Genomic DNA, 24,584 nt, shown 5'->3' with positions numbered 1-24,584 from the left:
AAATATTCCCGCTGACATCGCCTGACGGGATGCAGCAGGAATATGTAATTTAAGCCAGAAGAGGCTGACAACACAAGCTTTACTTGGCCATCGTGGTATCGGTGCCCATACCGGCGCTGTCGGGGCTGGCGGTGGTGGCGGTGCTATCGGAAGCCGCGTTGGTGTCGCTCGAAACCACGGTGGCGGTTTTATCGGCTTCGGTGGCTTTGGGCTCGCTGTTGCAGCTGCTTAGCAGCAAGCCGCCGGCCAGGGCGGGAACCAAAAACCAGGCGGATGCAGCGGAACGAATGAGGGAAGATTTCATGGTAAGTAAACGGTGAATGTGGAATTTGAAAGAACAGTTTTCAGGATGCATAACGGCTGGATGAGCCAATAGTTGGCTATAAGACTGCGATTTAGCGGTCAAGTCGTAGTTGAAAATTCGTTTATCTCAGGTTCCGCAAACCTTTGTGAAGGGGTGTAAACGGCCTTTTGGGGAACTCCTGACGAAGGCTAAGTATTTGTAAATTTGTGGTCCATCCCACCCTGCATTTTATAGTTTAGATGAGAAGACGTTACGCCCTGCTGGCATTGTGGCTGCTGGCTTCGCTGAGCCACTTCCCCGCCGCCGCCCAAACCACCGTGAAGCGCGTGGTGCTGCAAGCTTTTTGGTGGGATTATTACAACGGCAACTATCGCTTTAAATGGGCCGACTACCTGACCGAGCTGGCCCCGCGCCTGAAAAGCATGGGCATTGATGCCGTTTGGATTCCGCCCACGCCCAAAAACAAGAACGCCACCAACGACGTGGGCTACTCGCCTTTCGACCCTTACGACCTGGGCGACAAGTTCCAGAAGGGCGACGTGCGGACCCGCTTCGGCTCGAAGGACGAGTTTCTGCGCATGGTGGCCGTGCTGCACGCCAACGGCATTGAGGTGATTCAGGACGTGGTGCTGAACCACACCGACGGGGCTGGCACGGCCACCGGCGACGGCGGCCAGGACCCCGAGCCCACCTACTCGATGGCCACCAACTCGGGCTACAAAACCTTCCGCTACAGCTCCTTTGCCACCCCGCAGCCCGAAACCGGCGACAACGGCGCCGCCTACGCTGCCCGCCAGGGCCGCTGGCCCAAGAACTACGCCAACTTCCACCCCCACCTGGGCCACAACGATACGGGCAGCGAGATGACGGCGCCCTACTTCGGTCCCGATTTTTGCTACGGCAACGACGGCCTGGGCAGCACCGACGGCTACGGCCCCCTCAGCCCCCAGTACCTGGCCCTCTACCCTGGCGCTTTCAACCCGGCCCAAACCCAAGGCTACAGCCAAACCCAGGCCCGCAACTGGATAGTGTGGATGAAGAAGCAGACCGGCGTCGACGGCTTCCGCTGGGACGCGGTGAAGCACTTCAGCTACAACGCGCAGCAGGATTTGAGCTTCAACCTGAAGTACTACGCTGGCTGGGCCAACGGCGGCGAAAGCATGTTCAACGTGGGCGAATACATCGGCAGCGCCGCCGACGAGGACCGGTACACCAACGACGTGAACGGGCAGAACGGCGGCCAGGATTTCCTGATGGGCACCTTCGATTTTAGTTTGCGCGGGGCCATCTACAACATGGTGAGCGGCAATGGCGGCTATAACCTGGCCGATATTCCGGGCCAGCAGCAGGGCCTGCGCGTAGCCCATTACGCGGCCTCGAACACCTACGTGCACCGCACGGCGCCCTTCGTGAACAACCACGACACCTTCCGGCCCCAGCTCGACGCCAACGGCAACTACACGGGCTGGAACACCGGCCAGGAGCTGGCCGCCCACATCGACCCGTTTGATGTGCGGCTGTCGGCGGCCTACGCGGTGGCCTTTGCCGTGGATGGCAACCCGCACCTGTATTTCGAGGACTTATTCAACGTGGGCAGTACCGGGAAGCGTTACACCCACCTGCCCACCTCCGCCGCCGACCTGCCCGTGCGCGACGACCTGGTGAATCTGCTCTGGTGCCACCAGCACCTTAATTTCAAGAACGGAGCCTACAAAGTGCCCTTTGCCTCCAACGACCATCTAGTGATGGAACGCAGCACCAAGGCGCTGATTGGCATAAACGACAACTATAACACCTGGCAGAACAACACGGTGCGGACCGATTTTGCGGTGGGCACGCAGCTCAAGGACTATTCGGGTGCCAATGGCACGGCCGTGCACACCGTGTTTAGGGGCAACGACGGCAACGCGTACGTCGACGTGAACACGCCGCCCTGTAACGGCACCGCCTTGCTGGGCCGCCGAGGCTACTCGGTGTGGGCGCCGGTGGGCCAGGATAATTCGACTTACAACCCGCCCCGCGCCGCCGAAACCACCCAGGAGTGGGAAATGGCCGACGACCTCGGCGACCTGAACTGCGGCGGCCTGGGCCAGGGCGGCGCCCTGCCCAGCAACTCGACCAACACCCGACTGGCGGGCAAAATCTTCGTCCAGGCCGGCCAGCCGGTCAATTATAGCCTGCTTCCCGAGGCCAGCGGCAACACCCGCAGCCTCACCATTGGGGTGTATGACCTGCGCGGGCAACTGCTGAGCAGCGCCACCGGCACGGCCGCCGCCACTGGCACCTACACCCCTGGCACCACCGGCTGGCTGGCCCTGAAAGTGCGCAACACCACCGCCACCGCGGCCGGCCAGCGCGGCTTCGTGAAAGTGAGCTACACCGCCCCTCTGGCTGTGAATACCCTCACAGCTCCGCTGCCCACCAACCAAGTGGCCATCTGGACCAGCAACGACGCCTCGGCCGACCCCGCCGACTGCCGCAACTGGGAAGCCGGCGTGACGCCCACCGCCAGCACCGACGTGCTGATTCCGGCCGGCACCAGCTTCGCCCCGCAGTTGGGCGCCGGCACCCTCGCCGCGCACGATTTGACGGTGGAAAGTGGCGCCAGCCTCACGCTGGCCGCCGGCACCACCTGGCAGGTGAGCGGCAACGTGACGGCCGCCGGTGCCATCGCCGGCGCAGGCACGCTGGAACTTAACGGCAGCATGGCGCAAACACTTAGCACTGGCAGCAGCGCGGCGCTGGCTATTAACAACCTTAAAATTAACAATGCCGCAGATGTTCGACTGCTCAGTCCCGTGAGCGTGAGTGAGGGGCTGACCTTCACGGCCGGCCACCTAGTGGTTGCTAACCAGAGCCTAACCTTGAGCAGCACCGCCACCATTAGCGGCGCCGATGCCAACCGCTACGTGGTGACGCCTGATGTGGCAGCCAGCGGGGGCTACGTGGCCCGGCCCGTGCCTGCGGGCGGAGCGGCCGTGGTATTTCCGGTGGGCACGGCGGCCTCCTACACGCCGATGACGCTGGCTAATTCGGGCGCCGGCACCACGTTCCAAGTCCGCACTTTCAGCGGGCTGCTGACCAATGGGCGCAGCGGTGCACCCTACGCCCGGCAGGCCGATTTTGTGAACCGCACCTGGGAGGCCACACCGGCCCTGGCCACCGGCCCGGTGATAGATGTGAGCGTGCAGTTCGATGCCGCCGACCAGAACGCCAGCTTCGCGCCCGCCCAGGCCAGCCTGTTCGGCAACGCGGGTACCTCTAGCAGCACCTGGACAGAATTGGGCCGCGTCAGCATCAGTGGCGCGGGGCCTTACGTGGCTACGCGCAGCGGCGTGAATTCCTTCCCGCTGTTTGCCCTTGGCAATGGCGCCGCTCCCCTGCCGGTGACGCTCACGCAGTTTGCCGCTCAACGCACCGGCCTGAACGCCGTGCGGGTGAGTTGGGCCACGGCGCAGGAAAAAAACAATGCTGGTTTCGAAGTTGAGAAATCAATTGATGCCAAAGCATTTAGCCGCGTGGGCACTGTACCGGCCCACGGCGGCAGCCAGCCCGCCACTTATAGCTACCAGGACGCGGACGCAACGACTGCCGCATTCTACCGGTTGCGCCAGCGCGACCTCGACGGCAGCGCGCATTTTAGCGCTGTGGTTTACGTTTCGGCCGCGGCCAGCCCCTACGCGCTGGTGCCCAATCCCAGCCACGGCGAAACGCTGCAGCTGTTAGGCGGGCCGATTTCGAACGAGGACACCCCATTGCGTATTACGCTCAGCAACGTACTCGGGCGCACGCTGTTTGCGCCGGCGCCGGCTTCCCGCATTGCGCTGGCCGAGTCACTCAGCCATGCACTCGGGAGCGCCGCGCCGGGCATCTATCTGCTCACCATCACCGGGCCCGATGGCGCGAGCCAGCGCCTGCGCGTGGTGCGCGATTAAAACCCTGACCGACCTTGGTTGGATTGAATAGAAATCCCCGGCCTCATCTGGCGAGGTCGGGGATTTCTATTTTTGCGGCTTCCAAAAATCAATTTTAGATGCTGATTCGCATTGTACGCATGACGTTTGTGCCGGAGCAGGTGCCTGCGTTTCTCACGCTTTTCCACGCCACCAGGCAGCGCATCCGGCAGCAGCCGGGCTGCCGGCACTTGGAGCTTTGGCAGGATGCTGAGGACCCGCACATCTACTGCACCCACAGCCACTGGGACGACGAGGATGCGCTCAACGATTACCGAAAATCGGCGCTCTTCGGCGAGGTATGGCCGGCGACGAAGAAGCTGTTTGCGGCCCCGCCGGTGGCTTTTTCGTCGCACGTTGTGGCTTGATAAAGCAGGCCGTCATGTCGGGTTTGCCGAGACATGACGTTCTTTTTGCTGCCTCTAGCGCCAGCCGCCGCCCAGCGCGTGGTAAAGGTCGGTGGTGGCTTGCAGCTGCTGCAGGCGGTCGTTGATGCTGCTGAGTTCGGCCGCGAGTAAACTTTGCTGTGAGGTAAGCACGTCGGTATAGTTAGCCGAGCTGTATCGCAATAACTCCTGTGTAAAATCGACGGCCCGGCGCAGAGAGGCCAGCTGGTTGACGCGGATGGCGGCCTTTTCGCCGGCCGTCTGATAGGCAAACAGTGCGTTGGAAACCTCCTGTCCGGCCGTGAGCAGCGTTTGCTGGTAAGTGTAGCGGTACTCTTCCTGCAGGGCCTGGGCATTGCGCAGCCGCGCCCGGTTGAGACCTTGGTTGAAAATGGGCTGAAGCACGCCGCCCACCAAGGTACCAAAAATGGCATTGGGCGAAAACAGGTCGGAGATGGTAGTGTTAGTAAGGCCGCCATTGGCGGTAATGGTGAACGAGGGGTAGAAATAAGCCCGCGCGGCGTTGGTTTGCTCGAAATAAGAACGGTAGGCGGCTTCAGCCTCCTGCACGTCGGGGCGGTTGCGCAGCAACTGGCTGGGCACGCCGGTTTGCAGCAATTCGGGCTGGGCCTGGGCCGCCAGCGTGCTGCGCTCGATAGCCCCCGGCGCGCGGTTGACGAGGATGCTGAGGGTATTTTCCGTTTCGCGGATGCTGCGCTGCAGGTCCGGAATCGACACCTGAGCGGCGTAGAGGTTGGCCTCGCTCTGGGCCACGGCGGCACCGGTTACGATGGCGGCGGTTTTCAGCAACTTGGTCACCTCCACGTCTTTGAGGCGGAACTCGACCGTCTGGCGCGTGATTTCCAGCTGCGCATCGTAGGCCAGCAGCAGGTAATAATTGTTGGCGATGTCGGCCAGCAGCTGGGTTTGCACGGCGCGGCGGTAGGCTTCGCTTTGCATCAAAGCCGCCACGTAGCTGCGCTTGGTGCTGCGCAACTTGCCCCACACATCGGCCTCCCAGCTGGAGCTGAGCGTGAGCAGGTATTGCTCGCTGAAGCGGCTGGTGACAACGGCGCTGGGGTCGGTGGTGCCCGTGCCGCCGGTGCCCGTAGTGCCACCCGTTCCACCAGTCCCGGTACCACCGGTGCCTGTGCCACCGGTACCGCCGGTGCCCGTTCCGCCTGTGCCCGTTGTTCCTGTGCCCGTCACCGTACCCACACCGGTGTTGCCGTTCGACACGCGGGCCACTGTGGCCGTGCCGCGCGCCGACAAGCTGGGTAGAAAAGCTGCCCGGCTCTGCGCCAGGTTGGCCTCGGCTCGCTGAATGCGGGTGAGGGCAATGCGCAAATCCAGGTTCTGGTTGAGGCCTTCTTCGAGCAGCTTTTGCAGCTGGGCATCGGCAAACACGGCGCGCCAAGGCATGGTGGCCACAGAGGTAGTATCGGTGGTGCTCACGCCGCGGTAGAGGTTGGCGGCGGCCTCATCGGGCTTTTTGTAAGGGTGCAGCGTGGCGCACGAGGCCAGCAGCGGCAGCAGCCAGAACCACAGTTTCCGGTGGCGCCCGGGACTGTATTGCGTAAGATTTATTGATTTCGGGTTCAACATGATGCCCTCTATTTTAAGCTTAGAAAAAACGCCGGTTGCCTATCCGGCCGCCGGTGCGGGCTGAGGCGCTGGGGATAGTTTCTCGTCATTGGCCGGTTTGTTTTCCGGCGCTGGTGCCGCCCCTGGTTCTTCCTCCTCACGCTTCATCTGCTCCATTTTTTCCTTGGGCTCGCCGCTAATCCGCTCCTGCAATCCCTCGAAAACCATGTAGAGCACCGGAATCACGAACACGCCCAGCAGGGTGCCGAACAGCATGCCCCCGATGGCCCCAGCCCCGATGGAGCGGTTACCGTTTGCGCCTGCGCCGCTGGCAAACAGCAGCGGCATCAGCCCAAAAATAAAGGCAAACGACGTCATCAAAATAGGCCGCAGGCGCGCTTTGGCGCCCTCCAGGGCCGCATCCTGAATACTCATGCCAGTGAGCCGACGCTCAGCGGCAAACTCCACGATGAGGATGGCATTCTTGGAAAGCAGGCCGATGAGCATAATCACCGAAATCTGGAGGTAGATGTTGTTATCGATGCCGAAAAGCTTGGCAAACACATACGTACCCGTCAGGCCCACGGGCAGCGACAGCAGCACTGCAAATGGCAGCAAGTAACTCTCGTACTGCGCGCTCAACAGCAGGTACACAAAAATCAGACACAGCGCAAACACATAGGTGGCCTGCGAGCCACTGTTCTGCTCCTCCCGGCTCAGGCCCGAAAACTCGTAGCTGTAGCCGGGCGGCAGGCTTTGCTTGGCCACTTCCTCGATGGCCGTGAGGGCCTGGCCCGTGCTGAAGCCCTCATTGGGCGAGCCCTGCACGGCCATGGAGTTGTAGAGGTTGAAGCGGGCCACGCTTTCGGGGCCGTACACGCGCTCCAGGCTCACGAACTCGGTGATGGGCGCCATCACATTGTTGCCGGTGCGCACCTGCACCTTGCCCAATCCGGCAATGTTAGCCCGGTAGTTTGTATCGGCCTGAATGATAACACGGTACTGCTTGCCAAAATCGTTGAAGTTGGACGCGTACAGGCTGCCGTAGTAACCCTGCATAACGGCCAGCACGCCGCTCACGGGCACGCCGGCCTCGGCGCATTTCACAGCGTTTACCGTCATCAAATACTGCGGAAACGTGGGGTTGAAGGAGGTGGTGGCGTACTGGATTTCCTCGCGCTTGGCCAGCGCGGCCAGGAAGCTCTGCGCCACTTTGTAGAACTCGTCCACGCTGTGGGCGCCCCGGTCCTGCAGCTGAAACTCGAATCCGCCGTTCAGTCCGAAGCCCGAGATGGTGGGCAGCGAGGTGAACACCAGCTTGGCGTCGCGGATGTGTGCGGTTTTCTTTTTCATGAGAGCGATGACGTCCTCGTTGCTCACATCCTTGCGGTCGTCCCAGTTTTTGAGGGCGATGATTTCCTGAGCATAAGAGCTGCCCTGGCCCGCCAGGGCGTTCTGGCCCACCGTGCGCAGGGCGTTTTGGACTTGCGGAATGGTGCGGGCCAGGCTGTCCACCTCATCGGCCACGGCGGCGCTGCGTTCCAGCGAAGCGGCCGGCGGCAGGGTGATGTTGACGAAAATCACGCCCATGTCCTCGCGCGGCACGAAGCTCGACGGCGTGTTTTTCATCAACAAAAACAAAGCCCCGCCGAACACGCCCACTGCCACCAGCGCCACCCACTTGCGGGCTGCCAGGAAACCAATAACACCGCTGTATTTTTCTACCAGAGCATCGTAGCCAGCATTGAAGGCGATGCTGAACCGCTTCATCAGGCCGGGCTTTTTATCGGGTTCGGCTGGTGCGCCATTCTTGGATTTGTCTTCCCCGTCCTCACCTTCCTTGGGCTTTTCACCGTCCTTCGCAGCCTCGCCCTCCGTCCCTTTCTGGTGCTCTGGCACCTTGAGAAACAGCGCCGCCAGCGCCGGGCACAGCGTGAGGGCGTTCACGGCCGAAATCAGGATGGCAATGGCCAGCGTAATGCCGAACTGCCGGTAGAAAACGCCCGACGAGCCGGTGATAAACGTGACCGGCAGAAACACCGCCGCCATCACCAGCGTGATGCTCACAATGGCCCCGCTGATTTCGCTCATCGCATCAATGGCCGCCTTGCGCGGCGACTTATAGCCGTTTTCCAGCTTGGCGTGCACGGCCTCCACCACAACAATGGCGTCGTCGACCACAATGCCAATAGCCAGCACCATCGCAAAGAGCGTCAGCAGGTTGATGCTGAATCCGAAAACGTAGAGAAAGAAAAACGTGCCGATGATGGACACCGGCACCGACACGCCGTGAATGATGGTGGACCGGAAATCCTGCAGGAAAATAAAAATCACCAGAAACACCAGCGCGAAGCATTCGAGCAAGGTGTGAATCACCTTATCAATGCTGGCATCCAGGAACTTGTTGATGTCGACTAGCAGTGTGTAATGCACGCCGGAGGGGAAGTCTTTGGCCGCCAGCGCCAGCGCTTTCTTGGAATCCTCGATGACCTGCGAGGCGTTGGAACCCGCCACCTGGTTCACCGATACGCTGACGGAGGGCTTGCCGTTCACCGTGACGCGGGTGTTGTAGGCCTGGGCGCCGAGCTCGATGCGGGCCACGTCCTTGAGGCGCAGAATCTGGCCCTGGGCCTGGTCGCGCAGGATGATGTTGCCGAAGGCTTCCGGCGATTTCAGCTTGCCGCTGTACTTGATGATGTATTGGAACGACTGGTCGCCGTTTTCGCCGAATTTGCCGGGGGCCGCTTCCAGGCTCTGCTGGTTGAGGGCCGTGCTGATGTCGGCCGGCGTGAGGCCGTAGTTGGCCATCACGTCAGGCTTCAGCCAGATGCGCATGGAGTAGGTGCGCTGGCCCGAGGCCGTGGCGTCGCCCACGCCGTTCACCCGCTTGAGCTGCGGGATGATGTTGATTTCGGCGTAGTTCTGCAGGAAAGTCTGGTCGTAGGCCGGGTTGTCGCTGTAGATGGAGGCCGTTATCAGGTTGCTGGTCTGGCGCTTGCGCACCTGCACGCCGGCCTGCGTCACCTCCTGCGGCAGCACGCTGGTGGCGCTGGCCACGCGGTTCTGCACGTTCACGGCGGCCTGGTCGCCGTTGGTGCCCACCTTGAAGTAGACTTGGATGTTGGCGCCGCCTTCGTTGGTGGCCGTCGAGGTCATGTAGGTCATGCCTTCCACGCCGTTGATTTGCTCTTCGAGGGGCACAATCACGCTTTTCTGCACCACGTCGGCGCTGGCCCCGCCGTAGCTGGCCGACACCTGCACCGTGGGCGGCGAAATGTCGGGGTACTGCGCAATGGGCAGCGCATACAGCCCCAGCAAGCCCAGCAGCACAATGAGCACGGAAATTACCGTGGACAAAACCGGCCGCTCAATGAATATTTTCAGCATAATCAGAATTGACTACTTGTCATTTGCGCTTGCGTGAAACCTCACCCCGTCCCATCTCCCTTGGAGAGGGGAGCCGGACGATTGTAGCGTGGACTCTGCGAGTCCGCGCATTGCCCAGATGTTTGCCCAGGCGCGGACTCGCAGAGTCCACGCTACATTGTTCATTTATTCTCGCCGCCGCCCGCCTTATGCTCGGCAAAAACACTGTCGGCGCTTACCGGGCGGGGCTTGATTTGCATGTTGTCCTTGAGGCCGTTTACGCCTTCGAGCACCACCGTCTGACCCGCTTTCAGGCCGGCCTGCACCACGAAAAACTGGCCGTCGGGCGTGGGCACCACGGTTACCTCGGTGTTTTTCACCTTGCCGCCCGCCCCCACCGTGTAGATAAAGCGCTTGCCCTGCAGCTCATAAGTGGCGCTCTGGGGCACGAGCAGCGCCTGGGGCAGCGTGCGCGGCGCCCGCACCGTGCCGCTGCCGCCGTTGCGCAGCAGCCCCTGCGGGTTGGCAAACGAGGCGCGGAAACCGCTGGAACCCGTTTCGGTGTTGATTTGGCCAATGGCCGTTTCGACCCGGCCCTGGCGCGGGTACAGCGTGCCGTCGGCGAGCAGCAGTTGCACTTCGGGCATGCGGGCCAGCTTGTCCTGCAAGGTGTTGCCGGGAATGTCGCGGGTGAAATTGAGCAGGCTTTTCTCGTTGACGGAGAAGTAGGCGTACACATTGGCTATGCCCGTGACGGTGGTGAGCGGGTCGGCCGCCGCGCTGGTCACCAGGCTGCCGATTTTGTTGGGGATGGTGCCCACCACGCCATCCACAGGGCTCAGGATGCGGGTGTAGCCCACGTTGGTACGGGCGTTGGCCAGCGTGGCTTGGGCCTGGGCTAGCGCCGCCTCCTTGGCCTGCAGGTTGTACTGCGCTTCCTTCAGCGCGTAGGGGCTGATAATGTCTTTTTCGACCAGCGGCCGCAGTTTTTCCACGCCCATACGGGCCGTATTCGCATCGGCCACAGCGGTTTTGATGCCCGCCTGGGCCGTGCGCACTTCCTCCTCATACTGCGGCGCGCTGATGTGAAACAGCGGCTGGCCTTTCTTCACGGAAGCGCCTTCGTCGACAAAAATGGCATCCAGAAAGCCGTCCACTTTGGGCCGAATCTCCACGTTTTGCTGGCCTTGAATCGTGGCCGGAAAGTCGTTGTAGAGTACCGTGGAGCGGGGCTGCACGGCCACCACGGCATAGGGGAGGATTTTGGGCGAGCCGCTGTCCTTGCCGTCGGGGCCTTTGCCCCCGCCACCTTTGCCGCCCCCGGCAGCGTCGCCGCCATCATCGCCTTTTTTACCGCCGCAAGCCACCGTACTCAGCAGCAAGCCCAGCAGTACGTATCGTAGCACAGAATATTTTGGACCCAAAGCCACCAGCATTAGAAAAAGAGAAAGAGCCGTATGAGAACAGTTACGAAAGGGTTCGCGCTCAGGGTTGAGGCCGGTGGGAAGATAATCGGCCAACCCGTGCTTTGTGAAGCCGAAACTGCCCAAACCATCGGGCCGCATTGTGGGTAAAAGAGCCCGAGCGCCTCCCTGCTCCCCTACCTTCGTACCATGCCCGACGCCCCCGACTACTTCTCCTTCTACGGCCTGCCCGAATCTTTCCGCCCCGACGAAGCGGCCCTCAAGCGCCTCTACTACGCCAAGAGCCGCGAAACGCACCCCGACTTCCACGCTACTTCCTCGCCCGAGAATCAGGCCGAGATGCTGCGCCAGGCCACTCTCAATACCGATGCCTACCGTACACTTTCAAATGCCGACCACCGCATGGCCTACCTGCTGCGCCAGCACGGCCTACTCGAAGAAGGCAAACAGGAGCAGTTGCCGCCCGATTTCCTGATGGACATGATGGACCTCAATGAGCAACTGATGGAGCTGGAAATGGAACCTGATGCCTCGGCGCAAGCTAAAGTATCCGCCGAAGCGCAGGCCCTGGCCGATACCCTCGACGCCGGCATCGAGCCCGTTCTCGCTGGCTATGAGCAGCTCCCGGCCGACCACCGCCCGGCCGCGCTCCAACAAATCCGCACCTACTACCTAAAAAAGCGCTATCTGTTGCGCATCCAGCAACAGCTAGCTACCTTTGCAGCCCGCTCCTGATACCGGCAGAGCGGAATTGTTCTGAATAAGCATCCTGCCCGGATGGCGGAACCGGTAGACGCGTTGGTCTCAAACACCAATATCGCAAGATGTGCCGGTTCGACTCCGGCTCCGGGTACTTTTTTCCACGATATGAGTGGAAAAACCTCAATAAGGGGCCTACGGCACACGCCGGGGCCCCTTATTTTTTGGTCCTGCGCATACAAATGTTTACAAGTCGTTTACAAAATGTCGGGAACAGCAAAAATCAAGGTGGTGCCCCCCGCGCGGGCCGATGGCACCACGCAGGTGCGGATGCGCGTCATCGTCAACCGGGAAATCGTACCCATCAGTCTTAAAATCACCTGGCCGGCGCTGCTGGTCGACGAAAAAGAGGGCGTGCTGCTCACCAAACTGCCAAAAGCCCAGCAGCCCGAAGGCTATGCTGAGGCGGTGGCGGTGGCCCGGCGCGTGTATGGCCCGAAGTGGGAGCAGCAGGCGGCCGACTATAATCTGGCCATCGGCCAAGCCCTGGCCAAGGCCAACAAAGTATTCGTCGATGCCCGCCTCGGTGGCTACGAGCTGGACAAAACCAAATTCCTGCGCGACTACCAGAGCAGCGGCAGCAAGCTCGACTTCTTGGTATTCATGGAAACCAGCATCACCGAGCGGTGGAACCGGGGCGAAATCAAAAAGAACACGTGGAAAAACCACCGCTCCACGCTGAATGCGCTGAAGGAATTTCGCAAGAAAATACCCTTCAACTCCTTCAATTTTGATTTTCCGGAAGAGTTTGATGGGTGGCTACGGAAGCAGGGCGTGACCGACCTCAATACCCGCTGGGCCCGGCACAAAGATGTGAAGACCTACCTGGCCCGCGCGAAACGCGAGCGGATTGCGTTCGAGCCGCCATATGCCTACTTCAAGGTGCCTATCGGCGAAAGCAGTTGGAAGCCCATGACACCGGGCGAGCTGACTGACTTGGAAGCATACTATAAAATGTGTGCGCCCCGAACGCCCCACCGCCGCATTTTACAGAAGTTTCTCTTCAGCTGCAATTCGTCGCTGCGCCTCAGCGACCTGGTGCACATCGGCCAGGCCAAGCTCACCGACCGCAAGTTGAAGTTCCGGCCGATGAAGGGCCAGGAGAAAACGGGTAAGGAACTGCTGCTACCGCTTACCCGAAAGGCACTGCGCTACCTGCAGGAAGCACAGACAGAGAACGGCACCGAGGGCTTTTTCAACTACGCCGACCAATACGAGAACCGCACCCTCAAAGCCATCGCCGGCGTGCTGGGCATTGAAACGAACCTGCACCATCACGTGGGCCGCGAAACCTTTGCCACCGAGTTCATCCGGCACGGCGGCCGCGTGGAAGTGCTGCAAAAGCTGATGGGCCACACTAAGCTCAGCATGACGATGCGCTACGTGCACGTGGACGAGGACATGAAGCAGGCTGAAATAGACCGCATCGATGCGCTCGATAGTGCTTCGTAGAAGACGAGTTAATCAATTTTATATTAATGTCACTTTTCTTTTAAGGCCTTCAAAGAATTTTTTAACATCGGCAATTTCTACCAACTCCTTTCTAATTAAAGAGCTGATTCTAAGTTTATACCCCCTGAGTTCATTATCATGTTCGATGCCAGCTCTAATAAGTTTCTCAACCTCTAATTTTTGTTCTTGTGCAAATACTTGTCCTTGGACTCCCATGCCATTCACGATTGCTGCCAAGCACATGTGCAACTTATAGAGTTCCGTTAAAATATCATGACTAACCCATAGCGTTTTATCTGAAACTTCTTGAACACGAGTATAAAATGCTTCAAACTCTTCGTCTGACAGGAAGAATTGATACAGTTCCTGCTTAGACCTGCCTACGGATGTTGAAATAAGGACGGGGCTACGTCGATTGAATAATACCATAAAAGACTCTAACTGCTCGTAAGCCAACAGTCTTCGGTCTATCATCCGCTTATAATAATCGTTTTTAAAGTCTGTGTCCTTTCCCTTGAGCGCGACATAAGCTGACATGCTTGCTGCAATCAAGGCCGCAAAAGCTGCTATGCACGCAGCAATTAATGTGAAGTTGGTTCCCATGCCTCTAATTAAGCTAAGAAGCCCCGCTCCTTCTGTGGAACGGGGCTTCTTAGCTTATAAAACGTGGTAACTACGAAAGGACAATCCAGCGGCTTTTGCCATACTTCACTTTGCGCGGGCCCTGCTTGGGGAAGTAGCGGGCCGAATCACCAAGGAAGGGCGCCACCTGAGCAGTCGCCCGGCGGGCCGGCTGCGTGGCCTGCGTCGAATCTGATTGAGGAACGCGTTGGCTGGAGTGGGTGCGCTTCACAGATACTTCGTTACCCGAACGAGTTTTCGAAGATGTGGTGGCAGTGGGCAGGTGAGCACCGAGGAGGGCTAGGCCAGCGAGAGCGAGGAGGTGACGCTTCATAAAAGAATGATGAAAGTGAGGACGTGAATCCGGTTTGGGATTCAAAACTCCTCACCCACCGCCTCGAAGCGAAGGACAGAAAAAAGCCCCTACGCCACCTTGTATTTGCCGACGATGCCTTTGCTCACGCCGAGTTCCAGCGCGATGGCCCGCTCGCTGCGCCCCTCCCCGCTCAGGCGCCGGATTTCCTCGATGACGTTTGGCGCTACGGCTTTGCGGCCGAGCACCGTGCCCTTGGCCACCGTGCGGGCCAGGCCGGCCTTCGTGCGCTCGCTCAGGCGCACCCGCTCCTGCTTGGCCACCACGGCCAGGATGGAAATGACAGCATCTTTGAAAATGCCGGTCGAGTCCAGGTACTGCTCGGTGTAGGACTTGAAGCCCACGCCGTAGCTCTCCAGCAAATTCAGGTGCTGCAGCGTGGGCAGCACGCCCTCGCGGCTGAATCGGTCGAGGCTCCAGAACAGCACCAGGTCAAACTTGCGCTGGTGGGCATCGGCAAACAGCTTCTGGAATTTGGAGCGGTTGGCGGTACCGCCCGATTCTTCCTCGGCATACTCCTTATATATAGACCAGCCCTGCACCTCAGCGTAGCGCCGCAAGTCCGGCAGCTGGTTATCGGTGCTCTGGCCTTTGTCGCGGGTCGATACCCGGGCGTAGATGGCGACTCTCATAATTGACGCAATCGAGCCATGCCCCCGCTGGTGTTGATGCGCGCCACGCGGTACCCATCGCTCACCGCATTCGGCACCCTACGAATTCCATCAATTAAGTCGTGGGCCCACCATTCCCCTCCTTGCTCATCAAAGCGCAGTTCCAGTTTGCCGCGGCCGTGTGCAAGCTCCACCACGTCATGCTCATACACCGTGTCGCCAAGTGCATCCTTGAATGGCGAGCCAATGACGATTTGATGCAATCGTCGAAAATCGGGCTTCTGCAATTCATCGCGCAATCGGTCAATTGGCCCCGGCTGCATTCCAAGAATAGCGGCTAATGTGTTCCAATCAGTGGGTTTGTGCGTCCAGCTTTGCTTGTAAACCATCATTTCCGGGAACGAGAACTTCTTGTCAACATCCCGCCTCAGGTCGCGCCATATTTCCTGCAGGTATTGGCGCATCAGGTCCGGTACCGCGCGGGCCTCGGTATCGACGTGCACCCGGTAGTTCATATTGTACCGCGGGTTATGCCCTTGAAAAATGCACACGAAAGGCGCATCCTTTGGGCTGACAAATTCCACTTGCCAGTCGGCATCGGTAAACGGCTTTAGCTCGGCCTGGTATTCTGCAACGGTTGGGAAAGGAAGTGCTGGCATGAAATACAGTTTTGAAATATCGGTACTGTTGATGTCACGTCGCATTTCCTGCAACTGGCCCAGCGTCAAGTTTGGGTTGTCATCCATACCCGAAAATAGTGCCCATTTAACGGTTCAAAAAAAGACCCTCAAAAACGGCCTTGGCGGGCTCATTTTTGAGGGTCTTTTTTGCGCCCATTAATCAGGCGTTTTCTGGGCGCTACTTCAGCCCGCCACCGCTTTGGGTTTTCTCGATGGTCTCCAGTCCTTTTTTGACTTTGAACAAATCGACGTTCGCATCCAGCTCGCGCTGCCACGTGGTGATTTCGTCGCGGAAGTCCTGGTGGCTATGCACCAGCTGCTGCAGTAGCTCGACCACCGCACCACCACTCAGCTCAACGCCCGGCCCGCTCACCACGCCGGCGCCTCGCTCGACGGTGCGGCCGCCGTCGGCAAAGGCATTGCCCCGGCTGGCAATCTGCGCTTCCAGGTAGCCCATCACGTTGGCCTGCTTGGGGTCGGTGAACAGCCAGTTCGGAATTACCAGTTCGGCACCGGCTTCCCCGATGAGGCCGATTTGGGCGCCGGGCACCACGCCGCCGCCGGCGAAGCTGCCCACCTGGCTGCCGCCGCTGGCCCCGCTGAGCAGGCTGGCAACCGAGGCCAGCGTGAACTGATTCAACCCGCTGTCGGTGCGGCCGCCTTTCTCAAATGCGGATACCTTAATAGTAGAGAGAATGGCGCGGCCGATGGACAGGCCGTTGGCCAGGGCCAGCTGGCTGATGCCGGCGAAGCCCGCCGTGGGGCCGTTGGCCGGGTTCTCGGCCGCGGCTTTGGCGTTGGCCGCGAGTTCGCCCTGCAGGTTGATGCCAATTTCGGCAATCTGGAGGGCTTTCATGGCCTGTTTGAACAGGCCGTAGGCGGTGCTCTGCTGGCTGAGGTTGTCGACGAGGAAGTTCAGCGAGTCGGCCAGCAGCGAGCGGGCCTGGCCCGCCATGGCCAGCTTGAATTTGCGCAGGTCTTCGTCGGTTTTCTTTACGCCCAACGTGTGCTCGGTTTCGCCCTTCAGCAGCGCCGCGCGCACGCGCTTGGCCTCGGCCGTTTCGCTGTTGCCGGCCTCCACCAGCAGGGCCAGCTGGCTTTCCAGGGCGGCCCGCTTCACTTCGTAGATGGCGTCCTGGTAGGCCTGTTCACTCAGCACGCCGTTGGCCACCTTGTTTTCGAGGTAGGCCAGGTACTCCTCATCGGCGGCCGCACTACGGTCGGCCCGTTTCTGGGCTTCCTCCTCGGCTTTCTTGGCGTTCTCCTCCTCCCACTTCGCCGTCAACTCGTCAATCTTGGCCTGCTTGGCCAGCAGCAGGTAGGACGTTTGCTCGGCAATTTGCCCTTCGGAGCCTTTCAGGACGTCGATTTTGCGTTGCGTTTGCAGGTCAAGTTCGGCCAATTCGCGCAGGTGGGCATCCTTAATCGTCGCCACCCGCAAATCCTCAATCGAGTGCTGCAGCGCCAATTCCGCCTTGGCCGCCTCCTCGCGGGCTTTCTTCAAATCGGCCGCGTGCTTTTTGGCATCGGCCAGGCGCGTGGTGGCGGCGGCTTTGTCGGCCGCCTCGCGCTCCTTCCGGGTTTTTTCTTCCCCCTCGAATTGGTCTTTGGCCGCGGCTTCAGCGGCGGCTTTTTCGGCGTCGCGCGTTTCCTTGTTGCGGGCCTGCTCCACGGCCAGGCGGTTCTGGTGGGCGCGCTCCATGGCCGCGTTGTAGGCGGCCGTGTAGGCGTTGCCGCCGTCGCGGCCCAGGTTGCTCAGCGCCTGCTTGGCCCCGCTCCAGTCGCGACTGGCCAGGCGGTCGAACGTTTCCACGAAGCTGTTGGCCCACGACTTCAGGGCCGCCACCGAGCCCTCGGCCACCCACCCAATCTGGCTGATGCCGTCCACGATGTTGTTGATATCGGCGTAGAGCCGCGCCTTGAACGTGGTCCACAGGTTGCCCAGCGCGGTGCCGGTGCCGCTGAAGTGCACGGCCAACTCCTCCTGCTCTGTGGCCAGCCACTTGTTGGCCTCCAGCAGCTCCAGCTGCAGGCGGGTGTAGTCGTTGGTTTTGTCAATCAGCGAATCCATGCCCGCCCCTACCTTATATAGGGACTGCAGATACTTGGTGCCGGCGTCCTCACCCGGGCCGCCGAACACGTCGGCCACCACGGTCTGGAGCTTGCTGGCCGGAATGGCCGTGTTGTTCATGGCCTGGCTCACCTCCTGCAGGGCCTGCTTGGTGGTCATCGAGCCGTCGTTGATGCCCTTGAAAATGCGGTCGGTGAATTTCTTGCCGAACGCGCCGTCCATCGCGTCCGACGTGGCCACCGTCTGCTCCCGAATCCGGAGCCCGAATTCCTTCACCACGTCGGCCCCCTTGTCGGAGAACACGCCCCCCAACTCGGCTTTGGTGAGGTACTCCATCATTTCCGCGGCCGAGTAGCCGGCGGCTTTGAACTGCACCGAGTATTCCTTGATGTTGTCGAGCAGTTCCTCGCTGCGGTTGGCGCCGGCCACGTATCCCTTCTCCATCAAGTCGAACGCCTGTTCGTGGCTGATGCCCATCTGTTTGGCCAGCACGTCCACGCCCTTCAGCGCGTCGGCATACTCCACGCCGAAGGTGGCGCTCAGCGCCCGGGTGCGGGCCGTGAGTGTTTCGAGCATTTCGCCCTGCGCACCGGTGGCCGTGTTCACGGCCGCACGCACCTTGTCCACTTCCTCCACCACCCCCACGAAGGCCTTGGCCCACTCCCAAATCTGCTGAATGGCCAGCAGCGGCAGCAGGGCTTCCATGGCGGCTTTGAAGGCAAACTTCATGAGCCCGCTGGCCGTGGTCACCCCTTCCAGACCCAGCGCAGCCAGGATGGCATTCTTGGGGATTTGCCCCATTTCCTCATTCACCTCACCGAGGCGCTCCCGGACCTGCTGGAGTTCCTGGCTTTTCTTGATGAATTCCTGCGTGCCGGTGGGCAAGTCTTTCAACTCCTTTTCCAGCTGGTTGACGGCTGCCTGAATTTCATTGTAGCTCGCGGCCACCTTCTTGCCGTTCACCACTACCTGGATATTCTCCTGGTTCAGCTTTTCGGCGGCGGCCGCGAGTTGGCGCTGCTCCTCGGCCAGCTCGGCCTCGGTTTTGATGACGGTGCGCATGGCCGCGTTGGTGGCGGTGATGCGCTGCGTGAGCACGGCAAAATCCTGCTGCAGCGCGGCCCGCTTGGGGTTATCGGCGCTGAGGCTGGCCAGCTCTTTTTCCATCAACGAAGCCGCCGTCTTCATCTCGGTGAGCGAAGCGGTTGCCTTTTTGCCGGTGGTCACGGCCTGCTCATTGGCCCGGGCCAGCTCCTCCACGGCGGCGGCGGCGGCCTCGGCCTCCTGCTCCTGTTTGGCCAGGGCATCAGCGGCCGCTTTGGTTTCAGCCGCCAACTCTTCCTGGCTTTTGGCCACGGCCCGGATTTCCTGGTTGGCCGTGCGCAGGCGCCCGTTCAGGCCCTGCAGGTCGGCCAGCAGCGCGGCGCGGCCCGGGTCATCGGCGCCCATCTTCTTCAGCTGGGCCGTCATCACGGCCGCACCGGCCGCCATGTCTTTGATGCTGGCGTTGGCTTCTTGGGCTTTGAGGATTATCTCAACAACCCGCTGTTCTTTATTATCAGCCATTTGGGGTAAAACTTAACTTATAAGTTAATTCCACCGATGCCGCGGATGGATTCGGTGACGCTGCGCAGGGCCAGGCTCACGCGCTGATAGTCGGCCAGCAGCTGGGGCCGGCGCGGGTCGCTGAGCGCACAGGCCTTCAGTTGGATTTCAAGGGCGGCCCGTTGGCCGGCTAGTTGGGAGAGGCTCATTTTAGAGGTTGATTTCCACGGAAGCCGGCAGGGCATCCGTGAGGTTGACGATGGTAGTTTTGCCGTAGTATTCGCTCAGCAGCACGCCGAGGCGCACCGATTGCCGGCCGAGTTCTTTGCTCGACCAGGGCCGCTCCTTACGGCTGTGTTTGTAGAGCTGGCCGCGCTCGTCCCGGATGCGGGCGTAATCGGAGTTGGACTTGCGCACACCGGCGCCCATGCCACGGCCCACGCCCATGTCCACGTACTTGCCGTAGATGGCGTAGGCAATGGTGAGCCGCTGCACATCGTCGCCGGCCCCGCCGATGAGCACGCCCTTCACCGACTCCAGCAGCTCGCCGGTGTCCACGGCTTTGAGCGTGCGCAGCCGCTCGCGCAGGTTGCTGAGCGTGAATTCCAGCCACGATTCAAGGGTGCCGCGCTGCGTGGCCATGTCAGGAGGCTATCTGGTGGTAGGTGACGGTGGCCGCGCTCAGCGCGCCGTCGCCGCCGGCGGTGATGCTGATGCGCTCCCACAGGAATTTGAGGCCCTGCACCAGGTCTTTGCGGGTCGGGTCGAGGCTCAGGAAGTCGGCCACGCTCAGCGGCATGTCGCGCTCCTCGATGCGGGCGGCCGCCCGGAAGTCGAGCCAGGGTTTGTGCCACTGCTGGTAGAGGCCGGCGGGGCCGTCCCAGGCCAGGGCGTACCGGCCCACCGGCAGGTTGGCGTAATCGACCACGCCGCTGCTGGCCAGCGGGTAGAGGGCACCGGTGGAGTCGGCCTGCAGGCCGCGATAGAACAGGAAGCGCAGGTGCTCCAGCCGGTTGTCAACTTGCTCAAAATCGAGGCGGGGGGACTGGCCCGCCTGCCCGGCCGCCGGCACCAGCCAACTGCGGCCGGGGCTCAACGGGTCGGGCTCGCGCACCATGCGCAGCGTGTCGGCTTCGGGCTTGATGCTTTCCTTGGCGCCGCCGATGCGCAGCTCCGGCCAGGGCGCGGCCTTCAGCAGCTCGTCGTTGCCGTCGGGCGCGAAGGCCAGCAGGAAGCCATCGGTGGCGTTGGCCACGTCCTTGAAGTAGGCGCCGGCAGTGCGGCGGGTGGCGGCGGGGGCCGTGGCCACGTCGCGCAGGGCGACGATGCTCACCTGCCGGCGCACCGGGTTGAACACGAAGCCCAGGCAAAAGAGCTGCTGCAGGGCCAGCAGCAAATCGGCGATGCGCACGTTGGGCGCGGCTTCGGCCAACGTGAAGCTCACGGCCGGCTCTGGCCCGGCGGCGCTGTCGAGGGCGCGGGTGGAGTAGAGCACCAGCTGCTGGATTTCGGCGTCGTCGAGCCAGGACCCCCGCACCTCGTAGCCGTACTGGCCCAGGGCGCGGCGCAGCAAGGGCACCACCTTCAGCATGGGGGCAAGGGCGTAGCGGTGCGGCCCGGCGGCGTTGTTGACCGAGGCGGTGGGGGCGCCGGGCGCGAAGTAGTTGACCACGCGGCCCCAATCGGGGTTTTTCTCGCCGTAGAACGTGTTGTTGCGCACCGGGGCCAGCACGTAGTCGTCGGTTTCGGGCGCGGTGGCCACGGCTTCGGGGGCGCTCACCACATCGGGCAGGGTGGCGCCGTCGAGCCGGCTGGCCAGCGCGTCGGCGTCGGCTTCGAACTGGTACACGTATTCGCGCGCCTTGCTGTCGAACTCCTGGTAGCGCAGCGTGCCGCGGCGCCACAGCGTGCCGCCGATGTAGTAGTCGGCCTCCACCACCGGCACCGGGCCGGCCTGCCGGCTCCGGGTGGCGGGGAAGCGCAGCAGGCGCCGGTTGCGGGGCGTGTCGGCAAACGTGTTGGGGTACGAGAGCGTGCCCGGCACCGAGGCGGTGTCGAACAGCGGGCTGCGGATTTCGAGGCCCACCGTGCCGGAGAAGTCCAGCCATTCGTCGGAAACTTTGTAGCCAGTCATTTAGGAGAGCCGGGGCGTGTAGAAGCGTTCGCGGGGCAGCTCGAAATCAAACTCCAGCACCCGGCGCGTGTCGTACTCGTCGAGCGGCGTGTGGGTGCGGTCCTTCACCGTGCCGGCCCGGTAGCGGTCGACGTCGAGCAGCACCACCTTTTCGCTGAGCAGGAAGTCCTGGTCGGCCAGCTGCTGGGCCACGTCGCGCGCGCCGGCGTAGCACTTGAGGGTGGGCAGCTTGGTTTTGCGGGTGATGGCCACGTCGCCATCGAGCGGGTTATAGCCGCTGGCCCGCGCCACCTCTCCGCTGAGGGTGGTGGTGGCGTCCTGCTGCTGGGCCCGGCCCCGGGCGCAGAGCGTGTTGACGCCCCCCAGCGAGTTGGCGTAGTGGAAGTAGCGGCGGGTGGGCACCGCGCGGCGGTCGAGCTCAAAGGTGCGGCGCTCGGTTACGGCCACGTCGTTTTGGTCCTTCACCACCACTTCCCAGGACTGGAGCACCTGGCTGGTCGACTCGTAATCGATAAGGCCCAGCTGCTGGTAGCCCGCCGGCAGGCAGTACACTTCGAACACGCGCACGTCGAACCGGGTGGCCTGCAGCACGTCGGCGGTGCTGCCGTCTTCGAAGAGCAGGCGCAGGCAGTAGCGCAGCTCGGTCACGTCGGCCCGGGGCACCAGGCAGTAGAGGTACTCCGGCTGGTCGGCCAGCACGGCCTTGGTGGCCGGCTCCCACGTCAGGAACGGCAGCTGTCGGGCCTGGTACGACGAAAACCAGGTGGCGCGGGCGGCCTCGGCGAAGTCAAGGCCGCCGCGCAGCAGGTAGTTGTCGTCGAGGGTGACGGCCGCGCCTGGGCCGGCGGTGGTGATTTCGTAGTGGCGCAGGTAGAAGCGGCAGAACAGGCCGGTGGCCGGCGCGATGTAGGGCTGCCGCACGGCCGGCAGGTGGTGGGCCACGTAGGGCTCCAGCAGCTCCTGCACCTCGAAGGTGGTGCGGCCGCCGGCGTCGGCCGGCTGCTCCAGCACCGGGCCCACCCGCTCGAACGCGCCGCTGAGGTAGTCGCGCTCGACGAACACTTCGCAGGCGAAGCGCAGGTCGGGCTTGGTGGTGGGGTCGGCCCGGTAGGCGGCGCCGGCGTCGAGGGCGAGGGGAATGGCGTTGCCGGAAAACCAGTAGCGCAGCAGCTCGAAGCGCAGCGAGGCATCCTGGCTGCAGCCGTTGGCGTCGGTGACGGTGAGCGTGTAGGTGACGGCGCCCACCACGTTGGCCCGGTCGGGCCCGGTGCTGGCGTCGTCCCACAAATACGTGTAGGGCGCCACGCCGCCGGCGACGGTGGACTGCAGGCCGGTGCCCACACGGGCGAGCGTGACCACCAACTGGGGGTTCTGGCCCACGACGACGGTGGCCTCGGCGTAGGCGCCGGTGGCCGTGTCGGTGGTGCGCACGCCGTAGGGGCCGGCGGGCAGGCCGGAGCGGTTGGCCGTGGTCACGCCGTCGTCCCAGAGGTAAGTGTAGGGGCCGCTGGGCTCGGTGGTGCCGTTGGTGATGGTGAGGCCGATGGTGCCGGTGCTGGAGCCGAAGCAGGTGGCCAGCGTGCGGGTGTAGGCGATGAACACCGGCTTGATGGCGTCGAGCTGCTCGACGAGGGCAATGCCGGCGGGGCCACTGGAGCCGGTGAAGTCTTGGGTGCTGGCGTAGGTGGTGCCGGTCACCACCACTTCCCAGAAGGCAGGGTCGGCGGCCGGCCGGCTGAGCAGGCTGTAGCTGCTGGCCTGGCCGGTGTCGGTGAGCTTCTGCTGAATGGCGGCCACCAGCCGGCCCGCCACCACCTGCGCCGTGCCGAAGGGCTGCAGCAGGAAGGATTCCACCACGCCGTTGAGGCGCAGGTACACGTTGTTGAAGGAATTGTTCGACGCGCAGCGCGCCGTGAGGGAAGCAAAACGTTGGCCGGGCATTAGGGGGCGGGGTTGAAGTGGGTGGCGTCGTGCTGCAGGGCCAGGGTGGCCGACTCGGTGAAATCGAACTCAAAGCGGGTGCCGGTAAAGCCGTCGCCCACCGGGCCGATGCTGTCGACGGCCAGGGAGCCGAGGTTGAGCATGCGGCCGGCGCGGCGGCCCACCGGCCCGCGGAAGGCCTCGGCCACGGCGGCCATGAGCTGGTAGCCGATGGTTTGGGTGGCGTCGAGCACCAGGTCGCGGCCGGCCTCGGTGTTCTTGGCTTTGGCCAGCACCATGAAGCCGCCGCGCCGGTGGGCCAGCATGGCGCCGTCGCCCTTGTCTTCGTGCACGGTGTCGTAGGACATGGCCACCACGAAGGGCCGCTCGCCGAAGGAATCCTTCAGCAGCGCGTAAAACGTGGTCAGGTTGACCTGCTTGGCCACCGGGTCGGCCGAGACAATGACCTTGGTAAAAACGCGCTTGCCGTCCACGCGGCAAACGGATTTGTGGCGCTCGGCCAGGTCTTTGAGCAGGGCGGTGTAGTCGGAGTTGTTGAGCATGACGGGGGCTAGTGATTTTGCGAGCGAGATGCTTCGGCGCGCTCCTCGGCCTGCCGGAGCACGCGGTTCATCTCGCGCAGCACGGTGAGCAGGTGCTGGCCGGCGGTGGCGTCGATGCGGTGCACGCCGCCGGCCAGCTCGTGGAGCACGTCGGCCCAGCTGCCGGCGCTGGCCTTGCGATTGTTTTCGCCGGTGAACACGTACTCGAAGCGGGTTTCGAGGGCCTTGCGGCAGCCGCGGTACCAGAGCATGACGGCGTACTTGACGTGGTGCTCCAGCCGGGCCACGTGGCGGGCGCGGGCATCGAGCAGGTTTTCGTTGAAGGGCTCGCGGCGGTCGCCGGCGTAGTCCGGGGCCAGCGGCGCGTAGCCGGCGCGCTGGGGCCGGTAGAGGGTGGCCACCAGGCGGTCAAGCTGGGTTTCGTCGTTGGTCTGCAGGTAGCGCAGGAAGAAGGCGTCGGCGAAGATGAATTCGGCAAAGCTCAGGTTGCGGAAGTTTTCGCGCGGGCCGAAGTAGCGGCAGCCCAGGCCCTGGTACCACTTCAGGTAGGGCAGGTGCGGCAGCAGCTGCTCGGTGAGCGGGGCGAAGTCGGCCGGCTCGCGCAGGAAGCGCACCGGCACCAGGTGGCGCAGCTCGACGCGCTGCACGCCGTTGAGCCGGGCCCACAGGCGGCCGGGCACGCCGAGGATGACGCGGCGGAACGCATCGTCGAGGGCCCGGTCGGAGGCGAAGCCCTGGCCGTGTAGCCGGGTGATTTGCAGCAATTGGCGGCGGCTTAGCTCGTTCCAGGCGCTGGGCACCAGGTAGAGGCGGCGGCCGAATTCCACGTTTAGCATGG

19 protein-coding genes and 1 tRNA gene are annotated in these 24,584 nt (G+C 62.4%); 5 read left to right on the top strand and 15 right to left on the bottom strand.

Translation table 11 applies throughout. The features are described 5' to 3' along the window. Positions 1–79 precede the first annotated feature (79 nt). Positions 80–304 carry a hypothetical protein gene (locus Q5H92_RS23035; RefSeq protein WP_305013924.1) on the bottom strand — a complete coding sequence of 75 codons (225 nt, stop codon included), beginning with the start codon at positions 302–304 and terminating at the stop codon, positions 80–82. A gap of 239 nt (positions 305–543) precedes the next feature. On the opposite strand from Q5H92_RS23035, the gene Q5H92_RS23030 reads away from it, so the two are divergent. Together Q5H92_RS23030 and Q5H92_RS23025 are read left to right on the top strand one after the other, a co-directional pair. Continuing rightward, entirely contained in the window at positions 544–4,239 is a 3,696-nt protein-coding gene (locus tag Q5H92_RS23030; protein WP_305013923.1) for an alpha-amylase family glycosyl hydrolase, read from the top strand. 98 nt (positions 4,240–4,337) lie between these two features. Continuing rightward, a complete protein-coding gene (locus tag Q5H92_RS23025; protein ID WP_305013922.1) occupies positions 4,338–4,625 on the top strand; it encodes a putative quinol monooxygenase in 288 nt (95 codons plus the stop codon). A gap of 54 nt (positions 4,626–4,679) precedes the next feature. Here Q5H92_RS23025 and Q5H92_RS23020 read toward each other — a convergent pair whose 3' ends face one another. From Q5H92_RS23020 to Q5H92_RS23010, 3 genes are all read right to left on the bottom strand, one after another. Next, entirely contained in the window at positions 4,680–6,248 is a 1,569-nt protein-coding gene (locus Q5H92_RS23020) for a TolC family protein (protein WP_305013921.1), read from the bottom strand. A gap of 39 nt (positions 6,249–6,287) precedes the next feature. Beyond that, positions 6,288–9,614, bottom strand: a complete 3,327-nt coding sequence (locus Q5H92_RS23015; protein ID WP_305013920.1) for an efflux RND transporter permease subunit — start codon at positions 9,612–9,614, stop codon at positions 6,288–6,290. Positions 9,615–9,775: 161 nt separating this feature from the next. Beyond that, positions 9,776–10,999: an efflux RND transporter periplasmic adaptor subunit gene (locus Q5H92_RS23010; protein ID WP_305013919.1), complete on the bottom strand. Its 1,224-nt coding sequence runs from the start codon at positions 10,997–10,999 to the stop codon at positions 9,776–9,778. Between the two features lie 207 nt (positions 11,000–11,206). Between Q5H92_RS23010 and Q5H92_RS23005 the strand changes: the two genes are divergently transcribed. The 3 genes from Q5H92_RS23005 (at position 11,207) to Q5H92_RS22995 (ending at position 13,228) form a co-directional block, all read left to right on the top strand. Further along, the gene (locus Q5H92_RS23005; protein WP_305013918.1) at positions 11,207–11,752 is read left to right on the top strand and encodes an iron-sulfur cluster co-chaperone HscB C-terminal domain-containing protein; all 546 of its coding nucleotides are present in this window, start codon (positions 11,207–11,209) and stop codon (positions 11,750–11,752) included. A 36-nt stretch (positions 11,753–11,788) separates the two neighbouring features. Beyond that, positions 11,789–11,870, top strand: a tRNA-Leu gene (locus Q5H92_RS23000). A gap of 110 nt (positions 11,871–11,980) precedes the next feature. Beyond that, positions 11,981–13,228, top strand: coding sequence for a tyrosine-type recombinase/integrase (locus Q5H92_RS22995; protein ID WP_305013917.1), 1,248 nt, complete (start codon positions 11,981–11,983; stop codon positions 13,226–13,228). A gap of 18 nt (positions 13,229–13,246) precedes the next feature. On the opposite strand, the gene Q5H92_RS22990 is transcribed toward Q5H92_RS22995, so the two are convergent. The 11 genes from Q5H92_RS22990 to Q5H92_RS22940 form a co-directional block, all read right to left on the bottom strand. Beyond that, positions 13,247–13,831, bottom strand: a complete 585-nt coding sequence (locus Q5H92_RS22990) for a hypothetical protein (RefSeq protein ID WP_305013916.1) — start codon at positions 13,829–13,831, stop codon at positions 13,247–13,249. Between the two features lie 70 nt (positions 13,832–13,901). After that, entirely contained in the window at positions 13,902–14,183 is a 282-nt protein-coding gene (locus tag Q5H92_RS22985) for a hypothetical protein (protein ID WP_305013915.1), read from the bottom strand. A gap of 89 nt (positions 14,184–14,272) precedes the next feature. Next, on the bottom strand, positions 14,273–14,854 hold the full coding sequence (locus Q5H92_RS22980; protein WP_305013914.1) for a recombinase family protein: 582 nt from the start codon (positions 14,852–14,854) through the stop codon (positions 14,273–14,275). Beyond that, positions 14,851–15,579 (bottom strand): hypothetical protein, encoded by a 729-nt coding sequence (locus tag Q5H92_RS22975; protein WP_305013913.1) that lies wholly within the window; start codon positions 15,577–15,579, stop codon positions 14,851–14,853. The genes Q5H92_RS22980 and Q5H92_RS22975 overlap by 4 nt, the downstream gene beginning before the upstream one ends. 112 nt (positions 15,580–15,691) lie before the next feature. Beyond that, entirely contained in the window at positions 15,692–19,150 is a 3,459-nt protein-coding gene (locus tag Q5H92_RS22970) for a phage tail tape measure protein (RefSeq protein WP_305013912.1), read from the bottom strand. Between the two features lie 17 nt (positions 19,151–19,167). Further along, the gene (locus Q5H92_RS22965) at positions 19,168–19,338 is read right to left on the bottom strand and encodes a hypothetical protein (protein WP_305013911.1); all 171 of its coding nucleotides are present in this window, start codon (positions 19,336–19,338) and stop codon (positions 19,168–19,170) included. A gap of 1 nt (position 19,339) precedes the next feature. Beyond that, positions 19,340–19,771, bottom strand: coding sequence for a hypothetical protein (locus Q5H92_RS22960; RefSeq protein WP_305013910.1), 432 nt, complete (start codon positions 19,769–19,771; stop codon positions 19,340–19,342). A gap of 1 nt (position 19,772) precedes the next feature. Further along, positions 19,773–21,263: a hypothetical protein gene (locus Q5H92_RS22955; protein ID WP_305013909.1), complete on the bottom strand. Its 1,491-nt coding sequence runs from the start codon at positions 21,261–21,263 to the stop codon at positions 19,773–19,775. Next, positions 21,264–23,204, bottom strand: coding sequence for a SprB repeat-containing protein (locus tag Q5H92_RS22950; RefSeq protein WP_305013908.1), 1,941 nt, complete (start codon positions 23,202–23,204; stop codon positions 21,264–21,266). After that, a complete protein-coding gene (locus Q5H92_RS22945; RefSeq protein ID WP_305013907.1) occupies positions 23,204–23,746 on the bottom strand; it encodes a hypothetical protein in 543 nt (180 codons plus the stop codon). Before Q5H92_RS22945 ends, Q5H92_RS22950 begins: the two co-directional genes overlap by 1 nt. An 8-nt stretch (positions 23,747–23,754) precedes the next feature. Then, the gene (locus Q5H92_RS22940) at positions 23,755–24,582 is read right to left on the bottom strand and encodes a hypothetical protein (RefSeq protein ID WP_305013906.1); all 828 of its coding nucleotides are present in this window, start codon (positions 24,580–24,582) and stop codon (positions 23,755–23,757) included. Positions 24,583–24,584 lie beyond the last annotated feature (2 nt).

Origin of the sequence: Hymenobacter mellowenesis, from assembly GCF_030581005.1 — a bacterium.
GTDB classification, from domain to species: domain Bacteria; phylum Bacteroidota; class Bacteroidia; order Cytophagales; family Hymenobacteraceae; genus Hymenobacter; species Hymenobacter mellowenesis.
Note: the sequence above shows the minus strand (reverse complement) of the source record. Positions and strands in the feature narration are given on the sequence as shown.

Excerpts from the sequence above, each read along its gene's own strand:
- Q5H92_RS23035 (WP_305013924.1), bottom strand. The coding sequence starts at position 304 with ATGAAATCTTCCCTCATTCGTTCCGCTGCATCCGCCTGGTTTTTGGTT.
- Q5H92_RS23030 (WP_305013923.1), top strand. The coding sequence starts at position 544 with ATGAGAAGACGTTACGCCCTGCTGGCATTGTGGCTGCTGGCTTCGCTG.
- Q5H92_RS23025 (WP_305013922.1), top strand. The coding sequence starts at position 4,338 with ATGCTGATTCGCATTGTACGCATGACGTTTGTGCCGGAGCAGGTGCCT.
- Q5H92_RS23020 (WP_305013921.1), bottom strand. The coding sequence starts at position 6,248 with ATGTTGAACCCGAAATCAATAAATCTTACGCAATACAGTCCCGGGCGC.
- Q5H92_RS23015 (WP_305013920.1), bottom strand. The coding sequence starts at position 9,614 with ATGCTGAAAATATTCATTGAGCGGCCGGTTTTGTCCACGGTAATTTCC.
- Q5H92_RS23005 (WP_305013918.1), top strand. The coding sequence starts at position 11,207 with ATGCCCGACGCCCCCGACTACTTCTCCTTCTACGGCCTGCCCGAATCT.
- Q5H92_RS22995 (WP_305013917.1), top strand. The coding sequence starts at position 11,981 with ATGTCGGGAACAGCAAAAATCAAGGTGGTGCCCCCCGCGCGGGCCGAT.
- Q5H92_RS22990 (WP_305013916.1), bottom strand. The coding sequence starts at position 13,831 with ATGGGAACCAACTTCACATTAATTGCTGCGTGCATAGCAGCTTTTGCG.
- Q5H92_RS22985 (WP_305013915.1), bottom strand. The coding sequence starts at position 14,183 with ATGAAGCGTCACCTCCTCGCTCTCGCTGGCCTAGCCCTCCTCGGTGCT.
- Q5H92_RS22980 (WP_305013914.1), bottom strand. The coding sequence starts at position 14,854 with ATGAGAGTCGCCATCTACGCCCGGGTATCGACCCGCGACAAAGGCCAG.
- Q5H92_RS22975 (WP_305013913.1), bottom strand. The coding sequence starts at position 15,579 with ATGGATGACAACCCAAACTTGACGCTGGGCCAGTTGCAGGAAATGCGA.
- Q5H92_RS22970 (WP_305013912.1), bottom strand. The coding sequence starts at position 19,150 with ATGGCTGATAATAAAGAACAGCGGGTTGTTGAGATAATCCTCAAAGCC.
- Q5H92_RS22965 (WP_305013911.1), bottom strand. The coding sequence starts at position 19,338 with ATGAGCCTCTCCCAACTAGCCGGCCAACGGGCCGCCCTTGAAATCCAA.
- Q5H92_RS22960 (WP_305013910.1), bottom strand. The coding sequence starts at position 19,771 with ATGGCCACGCAGCGCGGCACCCTTGAATCGTGGCTGGAATTCACGCTC.
- Q5H92_RS22955 (WP_305013909.1), bottom strand. The coding sequence starts at position 21,263 with ATGACTGGCTACAAAGTTTCCGACGAATGGCTGGACTTCTCCGGCACG.
- Q5H92_RS22950 (WP_305013908.1), bottom strand. The coding sequence starts at position 23,204 with ATGCCCGGCCAACGTTTTGCTTCCCTCACGGCGCGCTGCGCGTCGAAC.
- Q5H92_RS22945 (WP_305013907.1), bottom strand. The coding sequence starts at position 23,746 with ATGCTCAACAACTCCGACTACACCGCCCTGCTCAAAGACCTGGCCGAG.
- Q5H92_RS22940 (WP_305013906.1), bottom strand. The coding sequence starts at position 24,582 with ATGCTAAACGTGGAATTCGGCCGCCGCCTCTACCTGGTGCCCAGCGCC.